Here is a 21,227-nt window from a genome sequence, read left to right on the forward strand (position 1 = left end):
TACCCGGCACGCGCTGAGAGGATTCCAGGTGGCTGGTCTGAAGCACGGCCAAGCCGCCGGCCGGTAAGGGTTCGCCCGCATTCCAGCCGCGCAATTGCAGCGCCAACCCGGCGCTGGCAACGGCCTCACTCAGGGTCGCTAGATCGCCCGCCACCAGGAGCGGCGGGATGCCGCGCCGGCCTTGCAATTGATGGGCCGCTTTTACGATCACCTCGGGACCGACACCGGCAGGATCGCCCATGCTGATCACCAGCGGCTTTCGGTATGGCCCGCCCGCTTTCACAGATAGGTGTGCACGACGTGGTTCTTAATCAGATCGACCTCGACCCAGTGCTTGAACTGGACTTGCATCTGTTGCTGGGTAAGCTTTTGGCGGATCTTCTCCTGAACCTCGCTCAGGGGCTGCACGCCGGGCAGGTCGTGCGCCTCCACCTTGACGATATGAAAGCCGTGATTGCTGCGAACGACTCCGGAGACCTGGCCGGGCTTAAGGCCCCGGATACCCTCGAGGACCGGATCGATGATGTCGTCGGGTTTGAATTCGCCCAACTCGCCGCCCGCGTCCCGGCTGTCGTCATCGGAATACTTTCGCGCTAATTGGGCAAAATCGGCGCCGCCGCGCGCCTTCTTATCGACCGCCAGGGCTTTGTCGCGCGCGGTCTTCACCTCAGCGGGGCTGGCATCGGGGGGCACAGCGATGAGAATCTGGGCCAGCTGATAGCGTTCTTGGGAGACCACGAAGTCCTTGGGGTGGGCTTTGTAATAGGCCGCCACTTGGTCGTCAGTAATCACGATCTGGTCGCTGACTTGCCGCTGCAGCAAGGCCATCCGCTGCACTTCCATCCGCGCGCGCCGCCGATACTCATCCCAGGAAACTCCGTTGGCGGCCAACTCCTGGCGCAACTGCGGTTCGCTTATATGATGCTGCTGCTCGAACATCTGGACAAAGCGATCGACTTGCTCGTCGGTCACATCCACGCCCTGCTCCTCGTGCTCCAGCGCGGTTTCGGAAATCAGTGCACGCAAGGCCTTGCGCTGGATTGCCAGCGAGGCGGGCGAGTTGTCGGTGGGCAGGGTCAAGCCGTTAGCCTTGGCGAAGTTCACCAAGTCCTGCATCGTCAACGGGTTACCGTCCACGGTGGCCACCACGCGGTCCACCGTCTGCTCCCCTGCGGCGCGCCCGCTAGCCGCCCAGCTTCCGAGCAGGAAGACGGCAAGCAGCATACTCAAAAGTAATTTTGAGCCCGATAGCATAGATTTAATTCGCGAGTTGTCCTGCTCCGCCCAGGGAGCGGCTTTCAACCTTTTCACAGGCCGCCAAGGCCTGCAAGACAGCCTCCAGCTCGGTAAACAAGTCTTCGTAACCGCGATATTCCACCCGCACCGTAAGATGGGCGTTGGGCATCAGCCGCATTCGGGTGCGGTTGCTGGCCACCAGCGCCGCCAACCGCGCCCCCTCCAGCGGGGCTTGGGCGTGAAAGCGCAGTTGGAGCTGAGTGCCGCGCATGATCGCGCTCAGGATCATCAGCTCGCGCATCTGGCGGCGCACGTTCATCGCCGCCAGCAGGTTTTCGACTAGGGTAGGTAGCGGTCCGAACCGATCACGCAGTTCGTCGCGCAGATCGTCGAAATCCTGCACCGTGGCCGCCCGCGCCATCCGTCGGTAGAGCACCAGCCGCTCGCCTTCGTCGGGGACGTAGGGGTCGGGAATATAGGCCGGGATACCCAGTTGCAGCTCGGGCTCGAAATCGGGCCTCTCGGACTCACCCTTGAGCTCGCGAATGGCCTCTTCCATCATCTCGGTGTAAAGCTCGAAACCAACCGCCGTGATTTGGCCGGATTGCTCGCGTCCCAGCAGGTTGCCCGCCCCGCGCAACTCTAGGTCATGCATCGCCAGTTTGAAGCCACCTCCCACTTCCACCAACTCGCGCAGCACTTCCACCCGCCGCTTGGCCTCGCGGGTAATCAGATGCTCGCCGGGAATAAGCAGGTAGGCGTAGGCCTTTTGCTTGGAGCGGCCGACTCGCCCGCGCAATTGATAGAGCTGGGCTAGGCCAAACTGGTCGGCACGATTGATGATAATAGTATTGGCGTTGGGAATATCCAGGCCCGACTCCACGATCGCGGTACAAACCAGCACGTTGATTTGCTTGGAGATAAATCCGTGCATCACCGACTCTAGTTCGTGCTCATCCATCTGGCCGTGCCCAACTGCAACCTTGGCCTCCGGAACTAGGGCACGCAGATGGCGCGCAATTTGGTCAATGTTTTCGATCCGGTTGTGGACGAAGAAGACCTGGCCGCCGCGTCCCAGCTCGCGCACAATCACTTCACGTAGCAGGCCGTCATCAAAATGGGCCACGTAAGTCTGGATCGCTTGACGGTCCACCGGTGGGGTTTGGATCACCGACAGATCGCGAATCCCCAGCATTGCCATATGCAGGGTGCGCGGAATCGGGGTCCCGGTCATGGTCAGGACATCGACCAGCTTGCGGAACTTCTTGATCCGTTCCTTGTCGGCGACTCCGAAGCGATGCTCTTCGTCGATTATCAGCAGGCCCAGCTTCTTAAACTCGACATCGGCCTGCAGCAGGCGATGGGTGCCGATGACGATATCGACCTTGCCCTCGCGCAACTGCTGCAACACCGCCTTGTTTTCCTTGGGCGAGCGAAACCGCGAGACCATCTCCAGGTTGAACGGATAGTCGCGAAAACGGGCGCGAAAGGTCTCCAGATGCTGCTCGGCCAGGACCGTAGTCGGGACCAGCACCGCGACCTGATAACCGTCGGAGGCCGCCACCATCGCCGCCCGCAGCGCCACTTCAGTCTTGCCGAAGCCAGCGTCGCCGCAGATCAGCCGATCCATCGGTCGTTCGCGACTCAGATCGCGCAGCACTTCGTCGATCGCCGCCGCCTGATCTTCGGTCTCCTGGAATTCGAAGCGGTTGACGAACTCCTCGTAATCGGCGCCGGGATGACGGAAAGCGTGTCCCTGCTGCGCTTCGCGCGCGGCATAGACCTCCAGCAACTCGGCCGCCATCGCCAGCACCGCCTGCTGAGTACGCTGTTTAACCTTATCCCAGGAGCCACTGCCCAGCTTGTCCAGCTTGGGTGCGCCGCCATCGCCGGCGCCGACGTAGCGTTGGACCAGATTGATGTGCTCCACCGGCACGTACAGCGTGTCTTGGCCCAAATATTCTAAATTTAGAAAGTCGCCTTCGGCTTCTTCCACCTTGAGATGCTTCAGGCCGCGGAACAGCCCGATGCCGTGATCGCGATGGACCACGAAGTCGCCTCCGTGCAGCTCCTCCAAGCTGACCATCACTCCGCGCGCCACCGGTTTGGCCCGCCGGCGCGCGCGCGGCTCGCCGAAAATATCCTCTTCGCTGTAAAGATACAGCCCGTCGCGCTCCAGCGCGGTGCCGGCGGCGATCTCTCCGTGGATAATCGCCGGTCGCGGGTCCTCGCTCTCAAGCCAGCGCCGAAAATCGGAAACCTCGCCGTTGACCTCGAAGCCGTAAGCTTCCAGATGGCGGCGTAGACGGGTGGCCTGGCTGGCGCTATAGACCGCAAACAGGGCGCGGTCGCGCCCGCGCTGGATGGAGCGCAACTCCTCGGCCAGCGGCTCGAAGGAAGGCGCTTTGCGCGGCTCGCCGGCAGCCAGCAGACGCAAGCTGGGCTTGGAGTTGACCTCGATCGGCGGGGCGTACCCTTCGTGCGGCCCGCGAATAGTCACCAGGGAACCCACTTCGACGACCATCTGCCCTTCCCATCGTTGGCTCAGCTCATCCACCGACAGATAAAGGCTGGCTGGGTCGGGAAAGAAGCGATGCTGCTCGAGATTGGCGGCGGCAGCCGCCGCCACCTGGTCGGCGAAAATGTGAGCCTGGGCCAAGATCCGCCCGGGTTCGACAAGCCACCACAGCGCGCCCGAGGGAAGATAATCGAACAGTGTCTCCAAGGGCTCCTCGTGCATGTAGGGCAGCAGATTCTCGACCCCTGGAAACAGCAACCCAGTCTCCAGCGTTTCGGTCAGCTCGGCCACTTCTTTGCGCACCAGCGCGATCTCGGCTGCACGTAATTCCACCCGCTCGCGCAGCTTGCGTTCGCGCACCGCGCCAGGCGGTACCAGTCGGGCCGCAATCGCGATAGCTTCATTAATTTCGCCCAAGGAGCGCTGATCGCCAGGGTCGAAGAAGCGGATTGAAACCAATACGTCATCTTCCAGCTCCAGCCGCAGCGGATGCTTGTACAGCGGCGAGAACAAATCGACTATCCCGCCGCGCACGCTGAAATCGCCCGGCTCTTCGGTTTGCGGCAAGCGTTGATAGCCAATCGCAACCAAGCCCTGAACCAAGCCCTCGAGGTCGATGCCGTCGCCGGCGGTAAGCTTCAAGACGGAAGCATCGAAGCTGGCCCGCGGGTTGATGCGCGTCATCAGCGCTTCGATCGAAGTAACAACCAGCGGCGCCGCAAGCCGGCGCAAGGCGTATAGCGCTACGAATCCCGCGCTTTGGTTGTCCAGCAAGGGCGAGAGCCGTTCCAGCGGCGCCACCTGCCAGCCCGGATAAATATGCAGCCCACGCCGCAGCGGTTCATCATCGAGATTTCGAGCCAGGAAAAAACTCGCTTCGGCGGCCAAGCTTTCGGCTTCCTTGGCCAGCGGCACGACCACTATGAACGGACGGCGCAAGCTTAGCGCGGCCTCGGCCAAGAACAAGGGTGTGGCTGCGCCTTTCAGTCCGGTCAGGATAACACGCCGATCGAGGCCGCCCTCGACGCGAGCGCTCAACTCCGAAACCGCTTCTTTTAGACTACGTTCCATCTACTTTCTTAATCTGCCACGTCCCGAACTGCGCGAGATCGAGCCAAACAACACGTTTGTTCCGAGGTCCGATGCGCGAGCCAGCGGTTGACTACTCGGTGCCCGAGGCCGCAACCTGATGGGCTGGGCCCAGCCGTACCCCAATCTGGACGCTCTTGGGCTTATCGATAACCTTAGTGGTGTCCCGGATTACCGTCAGCCAGGCTGTGTCGCCGGCCTTAAGCCGAGCCAACTGTTCGGCGAGATCCTGCTCGCTGGAGACCCGCCGGTCATCTACCGCTACAATCAAATCGCCGGTCTTGCCCAATTGGCCGGTCTTCTTGAGCAGCGGCATCATGATGAATTCCGCCGGCCCCAACAGCGCGCCGGCGGTGGCGCCGCTGGCACCTAGCGAAGTCGGATTGGTGGCCGGACGTAGGCCGGCGGCCGCCGCCGGACTGCCCGCATCCACGCTGATAACCTCCAACCCATGGACCGCGCCGCCGGTATAGTCCAGTTCGTAGGGATGAACGGCTACGCCGAGATAGGGTAGCGGCCCAGTCGGCATCGCGGGCTGCGTCGGCCGCACCGGCTGAAAGTAAGGCTCATAGCGCGCGTCGGGAGATTCATTGTTGAGATAGAGGTTGACGTCATTATGCTGAGCCTGATCGGCGGGCAGCGGTGCCGCCACGCTAGCCGGGGACGAAATGGAGGGTGGTGCGGGTGACGGCGCCATTGCCGGAACCTGGGGTTTGATCACCAGAGTTTGATCGGAGCCGCTCTGGGCAAAGCATAGACACGGCAGCACCGCTAGCATGAGCGCCAACAGACCAGAGCGGAAAACCAAAGTACGCATCACAGTGAATCGTTGTAAATATAAGCAGTATTGTTACTCCTCTCAAGTTGCGCGTGCAGCTAAGACAGGCGGACCTCGATCACGCTCTCCGGAGTGACCACAAGTACACATAACCTGTGGCCGTCGCGAGATTGGCGGATCGGCTGTCGCTGGCCACCAAGGCAAACCGCCTCACACTGCCGCGTTGCCACCCGGGCATAGGCGCTCTCTCCAGGGTAATCGCTCGACGCTCGGTCAGCCATCGGCGCGCATCACGGCGTAGTTTGATCGCTATGGGATACTAGACGTAGCTTTTGGTGCTCTTGTACGAAAATCTGATTTTATGGAATGACGCATTTCAGCAACTGCGGTAATCGCGTTCGAGCTCATCGTGGCGCGAGTGCACGCCTCGCTGTGGGCCGACCTGGCCAAGCGCGGCGTCGCGGTAGGCGAGCGCGACCTGATGATCGGTGCCACCGCTATCGCGAAGGATTATGCCATCGCTCCCCGCGATGAACGGAGCTTTTCGAAAATGCCAGGCCTTAGGGTGCGGCGCCTGTGATGGAAGTGGCGCGCCCCTCGCCGACCCGCGATGGTCTGCCCGGTGCACCTACCGCCGCCACATTGGGCAAGGGCTTGTGAGTCTCCAGGCGGCCTGTTAATCGCTTGAGCGATGAAGATTGTGATTGGAATGGCGCTGACTCCTTTTCAGCGGGCGCTGCTCGAGCAGGCCGCGCCTGAGGCCCAAATTGTCGCGCTTTCGGGACAAGCCCGCCCCACTCTACGCTTCCCCGAGCAACTTATCTCCGAGCTAGCCGATTGCGATGTGCTCGGATGCTACGCCGTGCCGGCCAACCTGCCCATCCTGGCTCCGCGCCTACGCCTGATCCAGATGATGTTCGCCGGCATCGACGGCGCTGCCAACGATCCAGCTACGATGGCCAGCTCGATTCCATTGACCAACGTCAGCGGAGTACACGGGGCGGTAATTGCCGAGTACATCGTGATGTCGATTCTCGCCTACGCCCATCAGCTCCAGCGCTGTTTACGCGCCCAGGTACGCAAGCAATGGATCGGGGTGCACGAATTCGCCACCTCGGTCGAGCCGGTACGAGGCAAGACCCTGGCAATCCTGGGGTATGGGTCCATCGGCCGCCAGACCGCACGGTTGGCACAAGGGCTGGGAATGGAAGTGTTGGCGCTCAAGCGCGACCCGGAAGAGCATCGCGATTTCGGCTGGAGCCTGCCCGGTTGCGGCGACCCCATGGGCGAGATTCCACGCGCCTGGTTCGGTCCCGAGCAGCGCGCGGAGATCCTGGCGCAAAGCGATTTTGTCGCCCTCACCCTGCCGCTGACTCCCGCCACCCATCATTTTCTGGGGGCGCGGGAATTCGCGGCGATGAAACCCGGCGCCTATGTGGTCAACGTCGGCCGCGGCCCGGTAATCGATCAGGTTGCGTTGATCGAGGCCCTGCGCGGCGGCCGCCTGGGCGGCGCCGGGCTCGACGTGATGGTGCCTGAACCGCTCAATCCCGACAGCCCCCTGTGGGAAATGGAACAGGTGCTGCTCACGCCGCACATGTCGGGCGCGCGCAAAGGCTATATCGACGACGCCTGCCGGATCTTCGCCGACAATCTGCGCCGCCTGCAAAGCGGCCAGCCGCTGGTCAACCTGGTCGATCGCGCGTTGGGGTATTGAAGGCCTTGAAACACCCTGGCAATCCCAGCGCAGCCATCAGCTAAGCGAGCTGGCGCAGCGCGATCTTTTCCTTACCAATAAGCGACTGGTGTTCCTGGGCGAGCCTAACACCATGGTAATTTTATGGCGGCATCTACTGTCGGCTACCGCGGATCTGGCCTCCATCGAGGTCGCCAGCAGCAAACTGGATGCGCCGATCTATCTGACTGTCAGGAATCCGGTCCTGTGGACCGCGCTGATTCGCTGGATCAGCTCGAGCGAGGTGAGCCAGCCCGCCTTGGCGCCTGGCACCGAACTTACCCTCACCCGCGAGGGTAGCGGCGTTGAGCAGCGCGTCTGGCTCTCGGTCAAGGTTCCCGACGAACTAACCAAGTAGCCCTCCGATCGCCTCATAGATGTTCCCCTACGTGCTCACTGCGCAAGGCTGCGCAGATGCTCCAGCAGGCGCTCCTTGAGATTGCCGAAGGGGCCGTTGGACATCACCAGCACCACATCGCCGGACCTGACGTCCTCCTCAATCTTCGCCAGCACGTCATCATTACTGGCGCAGGCCACCGCGCGCGGACCGCGCTGGCTAATGTCCCGCGCCAGGCGGTCGACGGCCAGCCGCTGGTCAGGCGGGATCGGATCGTTCTCCTTGAAATAGACCGGCGCCAGATAAACCCGCGCCGCGCCGTCGAAGGCGCAGGCAAACTCGCCCTGGAACACGCTGCGCCGGCTGGTGTTGGAGCGCGGCTCGAAGGCGGCCAGGATGCGGCGGCCGGAAAAGCGCGCGCCGATCGCGGCCAGGGTGGCCGCGATCGCGCTGGGATGGTGGGCGAAGTCGTCCACCACCGTGATCCCATCGACTTCGCCCACCACCTCCTGCCGGCGCACCACGCCGGCGAAGGAGGCCAGCCCGGCCACGATCTCCTCGCGCTCAAGCCCCATTGTCGCCAGCAGCACATAGACCCCCAGCGCATTGGCGACGTTCATCAGGCCCCAGGTGGGAACGTTCACCCCTTGGGCGACCGCCCGCCCCTCGCACAGCACGTCGAAGCGTGTGCCCGCGGCTTCCGGTGTTATTCCCGCCGCGCGATATTCTCCGGCCTCGAGGCCGTAGGTAATTCGCCTTGCGCGAGTGGCCGCGCTGACTTCCAGCGCGCGGGGCTGGTCGGCGCAGACCACCAGCACCGCCCGCGGCTCCTGCGCCGCGACCATCGCGGCGAAAGCCTCCTTCACCTGGTCGAGATCGCGATAGATGTCCGCATGATCGAATTCCAGCGAGGTCAGGATCGCGCCGGCGGGATGGTAATGGATAAACTTGGGTCGCTTGTCGAAGAAGGCGCTGTCGTATTCGTCCCCCTCGATGACGAAATCCTGCCCCTGTCCCAGCCGATAGTTGGCGGCTAGATTGCGGCTGATACCGCCTACCAGCACGCTGGGGTCGCGCCCGGCCGCGATCAACGCCTGCGCCAGCATCGAGGTCGAGGTGGTCTTACCGTGGGTGCCGCAGACCATCAGCGGACGCCGATGGCGCAGGAAAAAATGCCACAGCGCCTCGGGCATCGAGAGATACGCAAGCCCACTTTGCATCAGCGCCACGGCCTCTGGATTGCTCCGCGTCACCACGTTGCCGACGATCACCAAGTCGGGCGCGGGAACCAGGTTTTGTGCCGCATAGCCCTCGCGGGCACGGATTCCCAACCGTGCCAGCAGCGAACGGGTCGGCTCGTACAGCGCGGCGTCGGAGCCGCTGACCTGGTAACCTTGCTCGAACAGCATCCCGGCCAGCGCCGCCATCGCGGTACCACCGATCCCGATAAGATGAATCCGGCGGGGATGGGGCGGGACGGCACTCAGTCGCACAGCCCCCTGAGCATCAATCGCTGCCATCGAGTACTTCCATTATACGGTCGTGGATCAGGGGGCGAAATTCCCGGATCGCTTCATTGTCGCGCCGCGGATGGACGCGGTTGGTGAGCAGAGTGATCGCGATTTCACGCGCCGGCTCGATCCAGATCGAAGTCCCAGTAAAGCCCAGATGGCCGACGGCGGAGGAGGAGAAATGGCTGCCGGCGCTGGAGCGGCCTACCGTGGGCGTGTCCCAGCCCAGCGCCCAGGTGGAATCGGCAACTACGCGGTTGGGGGTCCAGAATTCCTGAAGTAGCTGGCGCGGAATAAAATCGGAGCGGCCGTGATAACAGGCCAGCAGTTCGGCTACGATTCGATCGACCTCGCGCGCGGGCGCAAACAGACCCGCATGACCGGCTATCCCACCCATGCTGTAAGCGTTCTCATCGTGGACCTCGCCCACCAGTATGCGTTTGCGCACGGGGCAGAGTTCAGTGGCGGCGAACATTTCGCTGACCGGTTCCAGCCGCCGATTGCGTAACAGCGACAGATCAATAAAGTCCGTGGCGCGCAAGCCCAACGGGCGAAAGATCCGGGCACGACAAAAGCGATCCAAGGGGGTGGCGCTGATTTTTTCCACCACTTCGCCCAGCAGCATGAAATTCAAATCTGAGTAATGCGCGCGGCTAGCGGGGGCAAACTCCGGCTTTTCGCGATGGATCTGTTCGTAAACAAATTCCTTGGCACCCGGACTGGCCATGAAGTTGATCCGTCCGGCGCGCTCGATATCCATCACTTGCTGATAAAACGGGCGCCAAGCCGCCAAACCCGAGTAGTGGCCCAGCAGATGGCGGAAAGTAACGTAAACCTTGCCGTACACCCCGAAGTTATGGAAAAAACGCGTCACCCGATCATCCAGTCGCAGCTTGCCGTCGCGCACCAGCATCATGATCGCGATGGTGGTCGCCAGCGGCTTGGTTAGCGAGGAGAGATCGAACACCGTCTCCAGCGCCATTGGACGGCGCTCGGGAACCAACTGGCGCCAGCCGAAATGAGCCTCGAAGAGCCGCTCGCCTCCTCGGCGCACCACCACCACCGCGCCGGGGATTCCGCCGCTATCCACCGCTTGATTGAAGCTTTGTTCGACTCCACTCCAGTCCATCGCAAGCCTCAGCAAACCGCCGCTTCGAGCACGTCGAGGCTGCGCGCATCGGCATCCAAGCGAACCCGCGCGCCGATCGGTAGGGCGTAATTGGCAGTGGCGTGACCAACTTCCAGCCCGGCCAATACGGGGATACCGAGGTCGGCGGTCTGCTCGCGCAAAAACTGGTCGATTCGTCGCTGTTCAGCGGGCTCGCCCCCAGGAGCGCGAAATCCGCCCAAGGCGATTCCCGCCACTGCGCTCAGCACCCCGGCCTGGCGCAATTGCACAAGCATCCGATCGATCCGGTAGCCGCGCTCACCGGTGTCCTCTAGGAGCAGGATGGCGTCACGGAAGTTAGGCGCATACGGCGTGGCCAGCATCGCCACCACGATCGACAGACAGCCGCCTACCAGCGGGCCCTCGGCCACGCCGCCGGCCAGAGCGTGACCTTCCAAGGTAAATTGGCGGCTCTCGCCCGCCATCACGGCAAGCAAGTGGGTCAGCGAATCTTCGTGCAGTCCGGCGGCCGGATCCTTGGCCGCCACCGGCCCGTGTAGGCCGATCAGCGCGGCGCGCGCGAAGAGGGCGTTGAGCACAAAGGTATGATCGGAGAAGCCAACAAAAAGCTTGGGCGTACGCGCGATTTGGGCATAATCCAGCAAGGGTAGCAAACGTCCCGCGCCGTAGCCGCCCCGTGCGGCGATAATTGCCTCGACCTCGGGATCGGCAAACATCAGCGCCAAGTCGCCGGCCCGCTGCGCGTCGGTGCCTGCCAGCACGCCGCTGCGCGCCAACACGTGTGGCGCCAGCTTGACCCGATAACCGCGTGCGCGCAGGAGCTGGACCCCGCGCTCCAGATGGGCGGGGTCAACCGCCGCCGCTGGAGCCGTCACGCCAAGAATGCCGCCGGGCCGCAGGGCGGGCGGTTTGATTGGATTGCGATAGATCACGCTAGGATTTGGAGCGTAGCACGGCGGGAGAAAAATTTAATCCCAGCCGGCGCGCTTTAGGACAGATTGAGCCGAGTTCCGCCCGGTCAGCGGCCGATTGCGTTCAGCCGGGCACAACTTGCTGTGCGCCCTTGCAGCTACCGTGACTTTCCCACTATAGAGAAAGGGCAGCAGCAATTTTAACCGCGCGTGGGTTGGGCAATATGGCGGGCAGCGCAGCCGCGGATATCTCTCTGGTCGCGATCGACGGAGTTCAGACTGAAATCTTCAGCCAGGGCGAGGGCCGCCCGCTCTTGTTCCTCCATCCCGAATGTGGGCTCGAGACCAACGCGCCGGTCCTCGGTTTGCTAGCAAAAAAACACCGCTTGATAGCACCCAGCCATCCCGGCTTCGGCCGTTCCGAAGCCCCGCGCTGGCTGTCTACCGTCGATGACTTGGCCTATTTCTACCTCGACCTGATAACGACGCTCGACCTGCATGACACGGTGATGGTCGGAGTGTCGCTGGGCGGCTGGATCGCGGCCGAAATTGCAATCAAGGACACCTCCCACATCTCCCATCTGGTCCTGGCCGATGCGCTGGGGATCAAGGTGGGCGATCGCGAGACGCGTGATATTGTAGATATTTTCGCCCTGACCGACGCCGAGCTGACCGAGTTGCTGTATTTTGATCCGGCCGCTGCCCGGCGTGACGTCGGCACGATGGCGGAGGCTGAGCTGGTGGCGATGGCGCGAAGTCGCGAGGCTAGTGCGCGCTACGGATGGTCGCCCTACATGCATGACCCCAAGCTCAAGCGCCGGCTGCATCGGATCGATGTCCCAACTTTGGTATGCTGGGGCGAGGCCGACCGGATGGTGACGGCCGATTACGGTCGAGCTTACGCGGCGTCAATTCCGGATAGCCGCTTTGCATTGATCGAGCGTGCTGGCCATTTTCCTCATCTGGAGCAACCGCAAAGCTTTGCCAGCACGATTTTAAACTTCGTCCACGGCTAGGGTCCGCGCTAGTGTTTCGTCTCGCAAATAACTTACCTAGCGAGCCACCAACTTGTCATTCTGAGCGAAGCGCGCGGAAGCTAGCGAAATCGAAGAATCTCGGACAGCTTGGCGAGTCTTGGCGCAGCGAAGTCTGCCGGGCGAGTCAAGCCGGTACCGGTTTTCGCGATCAGAAAGCACTCCACTTCCACAGTTATTTACTAGGCAGCGCACTTAGCAAGGGGCCCACGGCTTAATTGGAGAAGCGGCGATGAGAGTATTTCAGTTTACCGAACAGCCCTACCCACCGGCCTGGAACGAGCACAACGGCTCGCTGCGCGTAATCCTGCCCAACCGCAAGCTAGACCCCAAAATCGCCGCCGACCTGTTCCATCGCTATTACGACGAATGGCAGGTGGCCGACGAGTTGGGCTACGACATTATGGTCAACGAGCATCACAGCACCGCCACCTGCATGTCCTCCACGGTAATCGTGACGCTGGCGGTGCTCTCCCGCATCACCCGCCGCGCCCGCCTGCTGGTGCTGGGCTATCCGATCGGCCATCGCCCCGACCCTTTGCGCGCGGCCGAAGAGCTATCGACTATCGACGTTATCTCGCGTGGACGGCTGGAGATGGGCTTCGTCAAGGGCGTGCCCTATGAAGTACCGGTCTCCAATGCCAATCCAGTATGGCTGATGGAGCGCTTTTGGGAGGCCCACGATTTCATCATCAAGGCGATGACCACCCACGACGGACCATTCAATTGGGAGGGTGAGCATTTCCATTATCGCCACGTCAACATCTGGCCGCGCCCTTATCAGCAGCCTCATCCGCCCGTGTGGAGCACCACCGGCAACGCCGCCCAGGCTCGCGAATTGGCGCGCCTGGGCTATGTGATGGCGACCCTGGGCACCGGCTACGCCACCCGCGGATTGTATGACAGCTATCGCCAGGCCTATCAGGAACATTGGGGCAAACCCGCCGGTCCCGATCGTTTTGGCTACTTGGCGCTGGTCGCGGTGGCCGCCACCGAGGCCGAAGCGCGCCGACGGGGGGAGCAAGTGGCCTCCTATCCTCGCACCTCGGGCATCGTCCATCCGCCCTTTCGCAATCCGCCAGGATTTTTGTCGGTCGACGACAACGTCCGCCTGATGAAAAATGCCGGTCGGCCCCCCTCACGCAGCTTCACCAAGGACGGCCGCACCGTCAGCATGGCTACTGCCAGCGTGCAGGAGTTGATCGATGCCGGCATCATGTTCTGTGGCACCCCCGATCAGGTCTATGCCCAGGTGGTCGATTTTTGCGAGTCCTGCGGCGGGCTGGGAAACCTTCTGATGATGGGGCATGCGGGTTGGATGTCGCACGAAGATACACTCGATAGTCTGACCCTCTTCGCCAAAGAGGTGATGCCGCGGCTGAAGGAGTACCGCCAGCCTGGAACGCAGGCCTCCGCCGCCGCTTAAATCGGAGGCCATCGGCGCAAAAAGCGCGCTTTCCAGACCCGAGATCACGCTTGGACGCATCGAAGGGGTGGCTTATCTACCTCGGTTCCAGCCTGCCGGGTCTCGCATCGCAAATGTTTTTGGCGGGAAGCACGGTCAGTTAGCTTTGATTTCGGCAACGGCCAATTGACTGGCAGCCTTTGGGAGGAACAGTGCAAAAGCTTGTTACAGGCGCATTGGGCGGGCTCTTGCTCGCATTACTACTGGCCTCTCCCTCGGCGAGATCCGCCCTGGCCGACCAGAGCAGCGCAAGCTCCGCAACCGCCAGCGATGTTGCCTCGTCGGCCTCCTCGGCTCCGATCCAATATGGTATCGCGACCAAACGACCGGTCTTCGCGGGCGCTTGCAAGGCCTGCCCGTGGGGCGTTCTGGCATCGGTAATGGCGGCGGCGATGAAGCCGATGGGCTATCGTTTCGTTATCTGCTGGGTTTGCTGGTCCACCTACGGGCCGCGTGAAATGGCGGACCGTACCATTCCGCGGATGCCGGCGGGACCCACGCTCGATCCTGCTTACATCGAGCCACCTCCCCATCTGGTACCTGACATCAGTGCCACAAGCGAGGTCAACCTGCTTGAGGCCTGGAACGGTACGGGCCCATATGCCAAAGACCACAAACCGCGTCACAACTATCGCGTCATCGCGGCCTTGCAGCAGCCTAACTACCTGATCGCCGCCGCGACGAGAAAGTCCGGCATCACCGAACTATCTCAAATCAAGGAACGGCCCGGACCAACCTGGATGGTGACCGAGACCGCGGGACCGGCCGCGGACGCGCTCGCCTACTACGGCATCACCGAGGCCGGGCTGAAGGCCAAGGGGGGCGGTTTCATCGATCCCTTCGCGCCACGCGAAATACGGGCCCGCGCCGACGTCTTCATGGGCGGCGGGCTGCTGGTCAACACCCCTGAGCAACGGATGTGGTACGAAGTAAGCCAGCTCCATAATCTGGTTTATTTGCAATTCGACCAGCGGCTGCTGGCCCGGATGGCAAAGCGGCCGGGCTATGTGCGGGCCTCGATTCCGCTGGCCTTGCTGCGCGGGGTCGATCGGCCAATCCCGACCGTGATGCGCTCGGTGCATTACATCTACGTCCGAGACGACGCGCCCGATTCTTTCGCCTATGACGCCGCCAAAGCCCTGGACCAGCATCAGGATTTGCTGCGCCTGTATGGCGACCCCTGGTATTACGATCCCAAGCTGGTGGCCTACAGCCCTGTGATTCCGCTCCATCCTGGAGCGCTAAAGTATTATCGCCAACGCGGCTACATCCATTAGCCGCCTATGTATTGCTTAGGGAAACAATGCCGGCAGCCTTCGTCGAAACGCCGCGCCTGCATCATTTCTATATTCTACAATCGTTCAGCTATGTGATTAGTCTGAATCTGAGAGATAGCGTCACTTACCCGACGTCCGCGGTGACGAAACGCTGGCCGCATCCAGGCCCAAGTGCTTGCGCGTGAGTTTAGCCAGTGCACGAGCGGCCGGATCGGGGCTTACTTCGAGTCGTAAGACCGTGCCGATTCGATCCTCCACCGGCCGATTCTGACCCATCTTGAACTTGCCCTCTATTGTGTCGATTTCGATCGCAAAGCCAACGATTTCCTTGAGCATCATCGCCTTGAAATCCGCCGGCAGTCTATTCGGCCATGGCTGCGGCATCCCTGCTTCATAATAGCCGACCAAGCGGTCGACCAGCGCGGAGAGCTGTTCGGGGTCATGGATCGGACGGGGAATTCCACGGACGTGCACGGTCGCATAGTTCCAGGTCGGAACCGCGGGCGAAGTCGCGTACCAGCTCGGCGAGACGTAGGCATGCGGTCCATCGAACATCACCAGACCTTGGCGCTCGCCGTCGAAGGAGCGCCATTGCGGATTGGCGCGCGCGAGGTGGCCGAGCAGTGTCCCGTGCCGGCCGCATGTGCGATCCAGGATCATGGGAAGACGAGTCGCAAGCGGTTGTTCGCCAACCACCGTGACGAGTGTTCCAAAACTGTAGGCCGCGATGAATTCGTACAGCGTCGAGCTGTCCGTCACCTCGAAGGCCTTAGGTATGTACATCCGTGCCTCCGCGAGCTGATAGCCCGATCAAATGCCACTGACTGACGCCTCGAACGCAAGCGAATCCTTCAGGAGCGACCTGGGGACAACCCGAAATTGCGAATTGCGTCTTCCAGTTCCTTGGTCTGGTCCATCGAGCTGGAGCAGGAAGTTCCGGCGCAGACTCTGGCACTGACCGTACCACGGTCGTGGGGGCCGGTGGCGCCATCCATCGGCATCAAGATTTTGCCAGGACGATAGACCGCTTCGGCTGCCGCCAGCATGCTTTGCGTGCGCGGGTCGGCCGGTCCCCCCGCGACCTGAACCAGGGCGTCGCCATGGCCACGCTCGGCCAAGGCGCGCCCGACCGTAGCCAACATCATGCCGGCGCGAGCGCTGATGGGCACGTCGCCCAGCAAGCGCGTGCCGAGGGCGACGGCCTGCTGATCGCGCGACAGCACGCCGAGCACTACCAGATCGCGTGCCAACACCCCTTGCAATGAAGGCGTTTCGCCGTCGTAATAAGCCGCGCTTCCACCTCGCCAATCACCCAAAACCGCCGCTTGACTTTCAGGTTCATGATTGACGACCAAGCCGTTAGAAACGAAATTGCGCGCGATCACCTGCGCCAGCTCGCGGGCTTGGCTCAAATAGCGCGGCTGGCCCGAATCCTGGTAGCCATCCAAAAGCGCATCGAGCAGATAAATTTGATCGGCACCCAGTCCCTGCACCGCGCTCGGCTGGTCAATCACGTGACCATAGCTGCCGTCGGCCAGGCGCGCGTGGGTGGTGAGATAATCCAGGTTGGCCAAAGCGATCTCACGCAAGCGGGGCAGCTTGAAGGTCTCGGCAGCGGCCAGAAAAGCGCCATCCATCAGGGCGTTGCGGTCGGTGAGCAAAGCCGGATCGACTTGGGGTGCCGGTCGGCGGCCACGTGCGGCGAGCAATTGGTCCTTGGCTTGGCGCAATAACCCGCGCGCCTCCTCCAAGCTGAGGTTCAGCTTCTGAGCCACTTGGCTCAGAGCCAGCGGACGATGGAGCACCAAGCCGCCGTCGGCGGCCTGGGCCGGCTGAAATTCCACCCCCAGCGCCAGCGCTGCGACACGATATTGCGCGGGAGAAAGCAGTTTGCGAATTTCCTCCACCTTCCAGGTGTAATAGGCGCCGTCATCGTCCGGCCAGGCGTCGGCGTCCTGGGCGCCATAAAACAGTTTTCGGCTTGGGTCATAAAGCGTGTTAAGAACGTAATCGAGCGTGCCGCGAGCTATCCGCGCGTAAAGCGCGCGCGGATCACGCTCATAGGCGTGGGCGTAAACCTTCACGGCCAGGGCTTGATCGTAGGCCATCTTCTCGAAATGGGGCACCAGCCAAGCCTGGTCAATGGAATAGCGGAAAAAGCCGCCGCCCAACTGATCGTAAACTCCCCCGCGCGCCATCCGCTCCAGGCTGACGGAGGCCATCTGAGCGAAATCCTGCCGGCCCCAGAAGCCCTCGGCCAGAGCCAGTTCCAGGGCGGGGAACTCGTAAAACTTGGGCCCGCCGCCAAAGCTGAAACCGCCGTTGGAACGATCGTAAGCATTCGCGATGCCGCTTAAAATTTCCGCCACCGGGGCGGTGCCATTGTCCTTGCCCTTGAGCGGCACGTCCTTGCCAATCCTTTGCTTGAGGGCACTGGCGGCGTTGTCCAGCTTGGCGCGCTGAGTTTTATACTGCGCGGCGATCTGCTTGAGCACCGCCGCCATCGTCGGCCCCTCGCCCGAACCCAATCCATGCTCATGCTCGGGTAAGTAGCCGTAAGCCGCGAAAAGCGAGCCATCGGGCAGAGTAAAGCAGGTCAGTGGCCATCCGCCCGCGCCAGCGAAGTCAGCGGCCGCATGCTGGTAGTAGCTGTCAATATCGGGGCGCAGATCGCGATCGACCCGAATCGGCACGAACTCCTGGTTGATCACGGCCGCCACCGCAGGATCGGAATAAGTCTTGGAATCCATCACCCGGCACCAATGGCACCAAGTCGCGCCAATATCGAGCAGCACCGGCCGATCCAGCTTGCGTGCCAGCGCGAAACTTTGGTCGTCAAAGGGCTGCCAGCGCACGGCCGCGCTCGCGCTTTGGCGAAGGTAGAGGCTGGGAGAATTGGCCAGCGAACCCAGCGGCAGCGGATTGGAAGTTCGCACGGCGGCCGGGGCGGGATGCGCCGAAGCGACACTTGCGGGCGATAACTTGGGCGGGTCGGCAAAAACCCTCGCCCCGCCCACCACACCGAGTAACAGGAGGGTTAACAGCCATGAGTGGTGGCGCGGCGCCTGGTGAGAGTCTCGGAGCATTGCGGAATCCTATCCTAGCAAATCGCCTTGAATCGCGCCCACCTCCCCTGTTCCTATACGGGACGAGGACGACGGGGCGGTTTTGATGCGCCCGCGACAATCACCTATATTACCTGCAAGTGCGCCGGCCGCACGGAGCGATCTTATCCGCTCATGCCTCAACCATCAAAAAGCTATCGCCCAAAAAGCAATCACCCTGCTGCCCAGCGCCCAAACAAGCGAACCGGGGCAAGGCGACATCAGCTAGCGGCGGCCATGGTGGTGGTCATGTTCGCGGTCGGCTTCGCGATGGTCTTTCGTTTCCACCCCGCCCGCGTTGTCTATTTTCCACCTGCGCCCGCTAATGCCCCGCCTGGCGCTCCGGGCAGCGCCCCGCATTTGGCGCCGGGCCCCGCTCCGGAATCCGCACCCCCTCTGGCCGCGGCGCCAGCAGCGGCTAGCGGGATGAGCGCGGCGGAAGAGCGCATCCTGGCCGACGTCAATCAGGCCCGCGCCAACTACGGCTTAAACCCCCTGGTTCCAATGGCGGCCTTGACGGCGGTAGCGCGCGCGCACAGTCGCGACATGGCGACGCACGACTACTTCGCCCACGATAGTCCCGGCCACGGTAGCGCCGAACAGCGCATCGCGGCTGCGGGAATCCACTATCTGATGATGGGGGAAAACATCTACACCGAGACCTATCCCAACTCCGAGGGGCTGGCTCAGCGCGCGGTGCAGGGATGGCTGCACAGCCCACCCCATCGCAAAAACATGCTTTCTCCCAGCTTCAACCGCACCGGAATCGGAATCGCCCGCACCCCTGGCGGCACCAGCTACGTCACCCAGGACTTCGTCGAGCAATAATATGGAGCTGGCGCATTTACTCGATTTGGCCGGCGCGCATGCTAGCGCACGCGCACTGCAGGTAGCGCTCAAGCTGGGCCTGTTCGAAGCCCTGGCCGATGGCCCGATAGAAGCGGCTGAGCTGGCCCGACGACTGGGCGCGGTAGCGCGCGAAACCGAGCTTTTGGCCAACGCTTTGGTAGCGCTGGGAGTCTTGAACAAGTCGGCCGGCCATTTCGCCCTCAGCCCCGCCGCGCGCCGCTTTCTGCTCCGTTCCTCGCCTCGTTATGCCGGGGGCATGATTGAGTTCGACGAATTCATCTTTCCGCTCTTCACTCGCTTGGAAGAATGCGTACGCCAGGGCGCCCCGGCGCGCCGCCCGGACATGTTCCAAAACGACCCAGAGGAAACCCGCCGCTTTATTCTGGCAATGGATTCCCTGGTGCGGGCGCGCGGCGACGCCGAATACCTGGCCGAACACCTGGAGCTGGCCGGCGTCAATACCATAGCCGACATCGGCGGCGGCCCCGCCACCTACATGCTGGCGCTGCTCGCGCGCTACCCGGCCTTGCGCGCCGCCATCCTGGACCTGCCCGCCAGCCTGCAAGTGGCCCGCCAATTACTGACCGTGCAGCCCGCCGAGGTACGCCAGCGACTTGAACTGGTGGAATTCGATTACCGCCGCGACGAATTGCCAGCAGCGGTGGACGCCATCTTTTTATCCAACATCGTGCATGGCGAGGATGAGGCGGTTAATCGCGCCCTGATGGCGCGCTGCTTTCGCGGCTTGGCGCCGGGTGGGCGAGTGATTATCAAGGACCACGTCATGAGCGAGGATCTGCTGGAGCCAGCCGCAGGCGCGCTGTTCTCGCTCTACCTGATGCTGGCAACGCGGGGACGCGATTATAGCTTCAAGGAAATCGAGGCTTGGGTGCGCCAGGCTGGTTTTGGCAAGTTGGAATGGCGACGATTGCCTGCGCCACCCTTCAACTCTTCATTGATTCTGGCATGGAAGGACGGCAACCGTATGCCGGTAGCCAATTGAGCAACGGAAGCAGATTTTGAAGATAACATTTTTAGTGGAGTGGTCGTGTGCCACCGCTCGCATGGCGCTTTACCTGGCCTTACTCCTGCCGCTTGGGGGATGTGCCGCCGGTAGCATTGTTTCCGCCGCCGCCGGCATGGGAGTGCAAACCGTGGTAGCGGGCGGTGTGGTGGGCGCCACCGCGATCGAAGGCGAGGACAAGGTAACGGAGGATCCTGAGGATCAGGCGGCTCGCTGCGATCAATTAGCCAGCGCCCCGCCCCTGGTGCTGGCTCTGCAAGGCGCCGAACTGACGCCATGGGCGCTGTCGCAATCCGGTTCGCGCGGCGAGTGGATGCCGGTGGTAAATGGCAGCGCGATCGGGCTGAATGCTTTGACCTTCAGTCCTCCCCTATCCGACCCGGTCGACCCCGAAAAGCGCATGTTTTTGGTTTACGCTCCGGTCCAGGCCGATACCATCGCCGACAATAACCTGATGACCAGCCTGGTGGGATCGTTTGAACCCGCGGCCGGCACCTTTAGTCTGTACAATCGCTCCTATCGCTATGCCTTGGTCAAAAAACTGCCGTGCTTCCCCAACGCTCGCTAACCTGAATGCGCGAGGGCACCGCCGGCGTATGGTGACGTTGGCCGCGGTGATCGCGGCCGGAGCCGCCGCCGCGATAATCACCAATGCGCGGATGGCAGCGTCGGCTTTTCAAATCAGCCCGCAGCTACGCCAGATGCCGCCCGTATCTTGGCCCGATGACGCCTTAACTATCGCTTGGCTGGGTCACGCCACGCTGTTGATGAATTACCTGGGCGTGCACACTATCAGCGATCCAACGTTTTACCGCCATGTCGGCTTGGCGGTGGATGATCTTTTTACCCTGGGTCCCAAGCGCCAAACCCCCGCGCCGCTGGCACCCAACCAGATCGGTCCCGTGGACTTGATTCTAATCACCCATGCCCACATGGACCATCTCGATCTGCCTTCGCTGCGCGCGCTACCCAAAAGCGCGGTGGTGATCTCATGCCCGGGCTGCGCCAGTCTGATCGCGCCGCTGGGCTTCAGCGACGTGCGGCCACTGCGCTGGGGCCAGCACACGCAGGTGCGCGGGCTGACCATCACTGCGATAGGCGCGCGCCATTGGGGGCGTCGATGGCCGTGGGGTGAGGACCTCGGCTACAACAGCTATCTGTTGGACAAGGGCGGAGTACGGATGCTGCTGGCGTGCGACTCGGCAATTACCGATCTATTCGCGGCACTGC

Annotated in this window: 19 protein-coding genes; 10 read left to right on the forward strand and 9 right to left on the reverse strand. The window is 62.3% G+C overall.

Annotated elements, in window-relative coordinates:
• From VKV28_02540 to VKV28_02555, 4 genes are all read right to left on the reverse strand, one after another.
• The coding region (locus VKV28_02540) for a hypothetical protein (protein ID HLH75661.1) at positions 1-241 on the reverse strand (241 nt) is incomplete at its 3' end.
• A 38-nt stretch (positions 242-279) separates the two neighbouring features.
• Positions 280-1,254 (reverse strand): peptidylprolyl isomerase, encoded by a 975-nt coding sequence (locus VKV28_02545; GenBank protein ID HLH75662.1) that lies wholly within the window; start codon positions 1,252-1,254, stop codon positions 280-282.
• A 4-nt stretch (positions 1,255-1,258) separates the two neighbouring features.
• Positions 1,259-4,825, reverse strand: a complete 3,567-nt coding sequence (gene mfd / locus VKV28_02550; GenBank protein HLH75663.1) for a transcription-repair coupling factor — start codon at positions 4,823-4,825, stop codon at positions 1,259-1,261.
• Positions 4,826-4,916: 91 nt separating this feature from the next.
• Complete coding sequence (locus tag VKV28_02555) at positions 4,917-5,660, reverse strand: PDZ domain-containing protein (GenBank protein ID HLH75664.1); 744 nt, start codon at positions 5,658-5,660, stop codon at positions 4,917-4,919.
• Positions 5,661-6,030: 370 nt separating this feature from the next.
• Here VKV28_02555 and VKV28_02560 point away from each other — a divergent pair, with 370 nt between their 5' ends.
• The 3 genes from VKV28_02560 to VKV28_02570 all read left to right on the forward strand — a co-directional run bounded on the left by VKV28_02560 (position 6,031) and on the right by VKV28_02570 (position 7,714).
• A complete protein-coding gene (locus VKV28_02560; protein HLH75665.1) occupies positions 6,031-6,201 on the forward strand; it encodes a hypothetical protein in 171 nt (56 codons plus the stop codon).
• 111 nt (positions 6,202-6,312) lie between these two features.
• The gene (locus VKV28_02565) at positions 6,313-7,338 is read left to right on the forward strand and encodes a D-2-hydroxyacid dehydrogenase (GenBank protein ID HLH75666.1); all 1,026 of its coding nucleotides are present in this window, start codon (positions 6,313-6,315) and stop codon (positions 7,336-7,338) included.
• A 112-nt stretch (positions 7,339-7,450) separates the two neighbouring features.
• Positions 7,451-7,714 carry a hypothetical protein gene (locus VKV28_02570; GenBank protein HLH75667.1) on the forward strand — a complete coding sequence of 88 codons (264 nt, stop codon included), beginning with the start codon at positions 7,451-7,453 and terminating at the stop codon, positions 7,712-7,714.
• A 35-nt stretch (positions 7,715-7,749) separates the two neighbouring features.
• Here VKV28_02570 and VKV28_02575 read toward each other — a convergent pair whose 3' ends face one another.
• From VKV28_02575 to VKV28_02585, 3 genes are read right to left on the reverse strand one after another with little or no spacing between them, the layout of a single operon-like run.
• The gene (locus tag VKV28_02575) at positions 7,750-9,213 is read right to left on the reverse strand and encodes a Mur ligase family protein (protein ID HLH75668.1); all 1,464 of its coding nucleotides are present in this window, start codon (positions 9,211-9,213) and stop codon (positions 7,750-7,752) included.
• Positions 9,200-10,333 (reverse strand): serine hydrolase domain-containing protein, encoded by a 1,134-nt coding sequence (locus VKV28_02580; protein ID HLH75669.1) that lies wholly within the window; start codon positions 10,331-10,333, stop codon positions 9,200-9,202. The genes VKV28_02575 and VKV28_02580 overlap by 14 nt, the downstream gene beginning before the upstream one ends.
• Positions 10,334-10,341: 8 nt before the next feature.
• Entirely contained in the window at positions 10,342-11,265 is a 924-nt protein-coding gene (locus VKV28_02585; GenBank protein HLH75670.1) for an LD-carboxypeptidase, read from the reverse strand.
• A gap of 203 nt (positions 11,266-11,468) precedes the next feature.
• Between VKV28_02585 and VKV28_02590 the strand changes: the two genes are divergently transcribed.
• The 3 genes from VKV28_02590 to VKV28_02600 all read left to right on the forward strand — a co-directional run bounded on the left by VKV28_02590 (position 11,469) and on the right by VKV28_02600 (position 15,020).
• Positions 11,469-12,260: an alpha/beta hydrolase gene (locus tag VKV28_02590; GenBank protein HLH75671.1), complete on the forward strand. Its 792-nt coding sequence runs from the start codon at positions 11,469-11,471 to the stop codon at positions 12,258-12,260.
• Positions 12,261-12,510: 250 nt separating this feature from the next.
• Positions 12,511-13,704, forward strand: a complete 1,194-nt coding sequence (locus VKV28_02595) for an LLM class flavin-dependent oxidoreductase (protein HLH75672.1) — start codon at positions 12,511-12,513, stop codon at positions 13,702-13,704.
• Between the two features lie 419 nt (positions 13,705-14,123).
• Complete coding sequence (locus tag VKV28_02600; GenBank protein HLH75673.1) at positions 14,124-15,020, forward strand: TAXI family TRAP transporter solute-binding subunit; 897 nt, start codon at positions 14,124-14,126, stop codon at positions 15,018-15,020.
• 120 nt (positions 15,021-15,140) lie between these two features.
• On the opposite strand, the gene VKV28_02605 is transcribed toward VKV28_02600, so the two are convergent.
• Both VKV28_02605 and VKV28_02610 read right to left on the reverse strand, forming a co-directional pair.
• Positions 15,141-15,803, reverse strand: a complete 663-nt coding sequence (locus VKV28_02605; GenBank protein ID HLH75674.1) for an FMN-binding negative transcriptional regulator — start codon at positions 15,801-15,803, stop codon at positions 15,141-15,143.
• 68 nt (positions 15,804-15,871) lie between these two features.
• Complete coding sequence (locus tag VKV28_02610; GenBank protein HLH75675.1) at positions 15,872-18,106, reverse strand: DUF255 domain-containing protein; 2,235 nt, start codon at positions 18,104-18,106, stop codon at positions 15,872-15,874.
• Positions 18,107-18,550: 444 nt separating this feature from the next.
• Here VKV28_02610 and VKV28_02615 point away from each other — a divergent pair, with 444 nt between their 5' ends.
• The 4 genes from VKV28_02615 to VKV28_02630 all read left to right on the forward strand — a co-directional run.
• A complete protein-coding gene (locus VKV28_02615) occupies positions 18,551-18,952 on the forward strand; it encodes a CAP domain-containing protein (GenBank protein HLH75676.1) in 402 nt (133 codons plus the stop codon).
• Position 18,953: 1 nt separating this feature from the next.
• Positions 18,954-19,976, forward strand: a complete 1,023-nt coding sequence (locus VKV28_02620) for a methyltransferase (protein HLH75677.1) — start codon at positions 18,954-18,956, stop codon at positions 19,974-19,976.
• A 16-nt stretch (positions 19,977-19,992) separates the two neighbouring features.
• Entirely contained in the window at positions 19,993-20,565 is a 573-nt protein-coding gene (locus VKV28_02625) for a hypothetical protein (GenBank protein HLH75678.1), read from the forward strand.
• Positions 20,566-20,593: 28 nt separating this feature from the next.
• The coding region (locus tag VKV28_02630; GenBank protein ID HLH75679.1) for an MBL fold metallo-hydrolase at positions 20,594-21,227 on the forward strand (634 nt) is incomplete at its 3' end.

The sequence above is a fragment of the Candidatus Binataceae bacterium genome (genome assembly GCA_035294265.1).
GTDB lineage: Bacteria > Desulfobacterota > Binatia > Binatales > Binataceae > DATGLK01.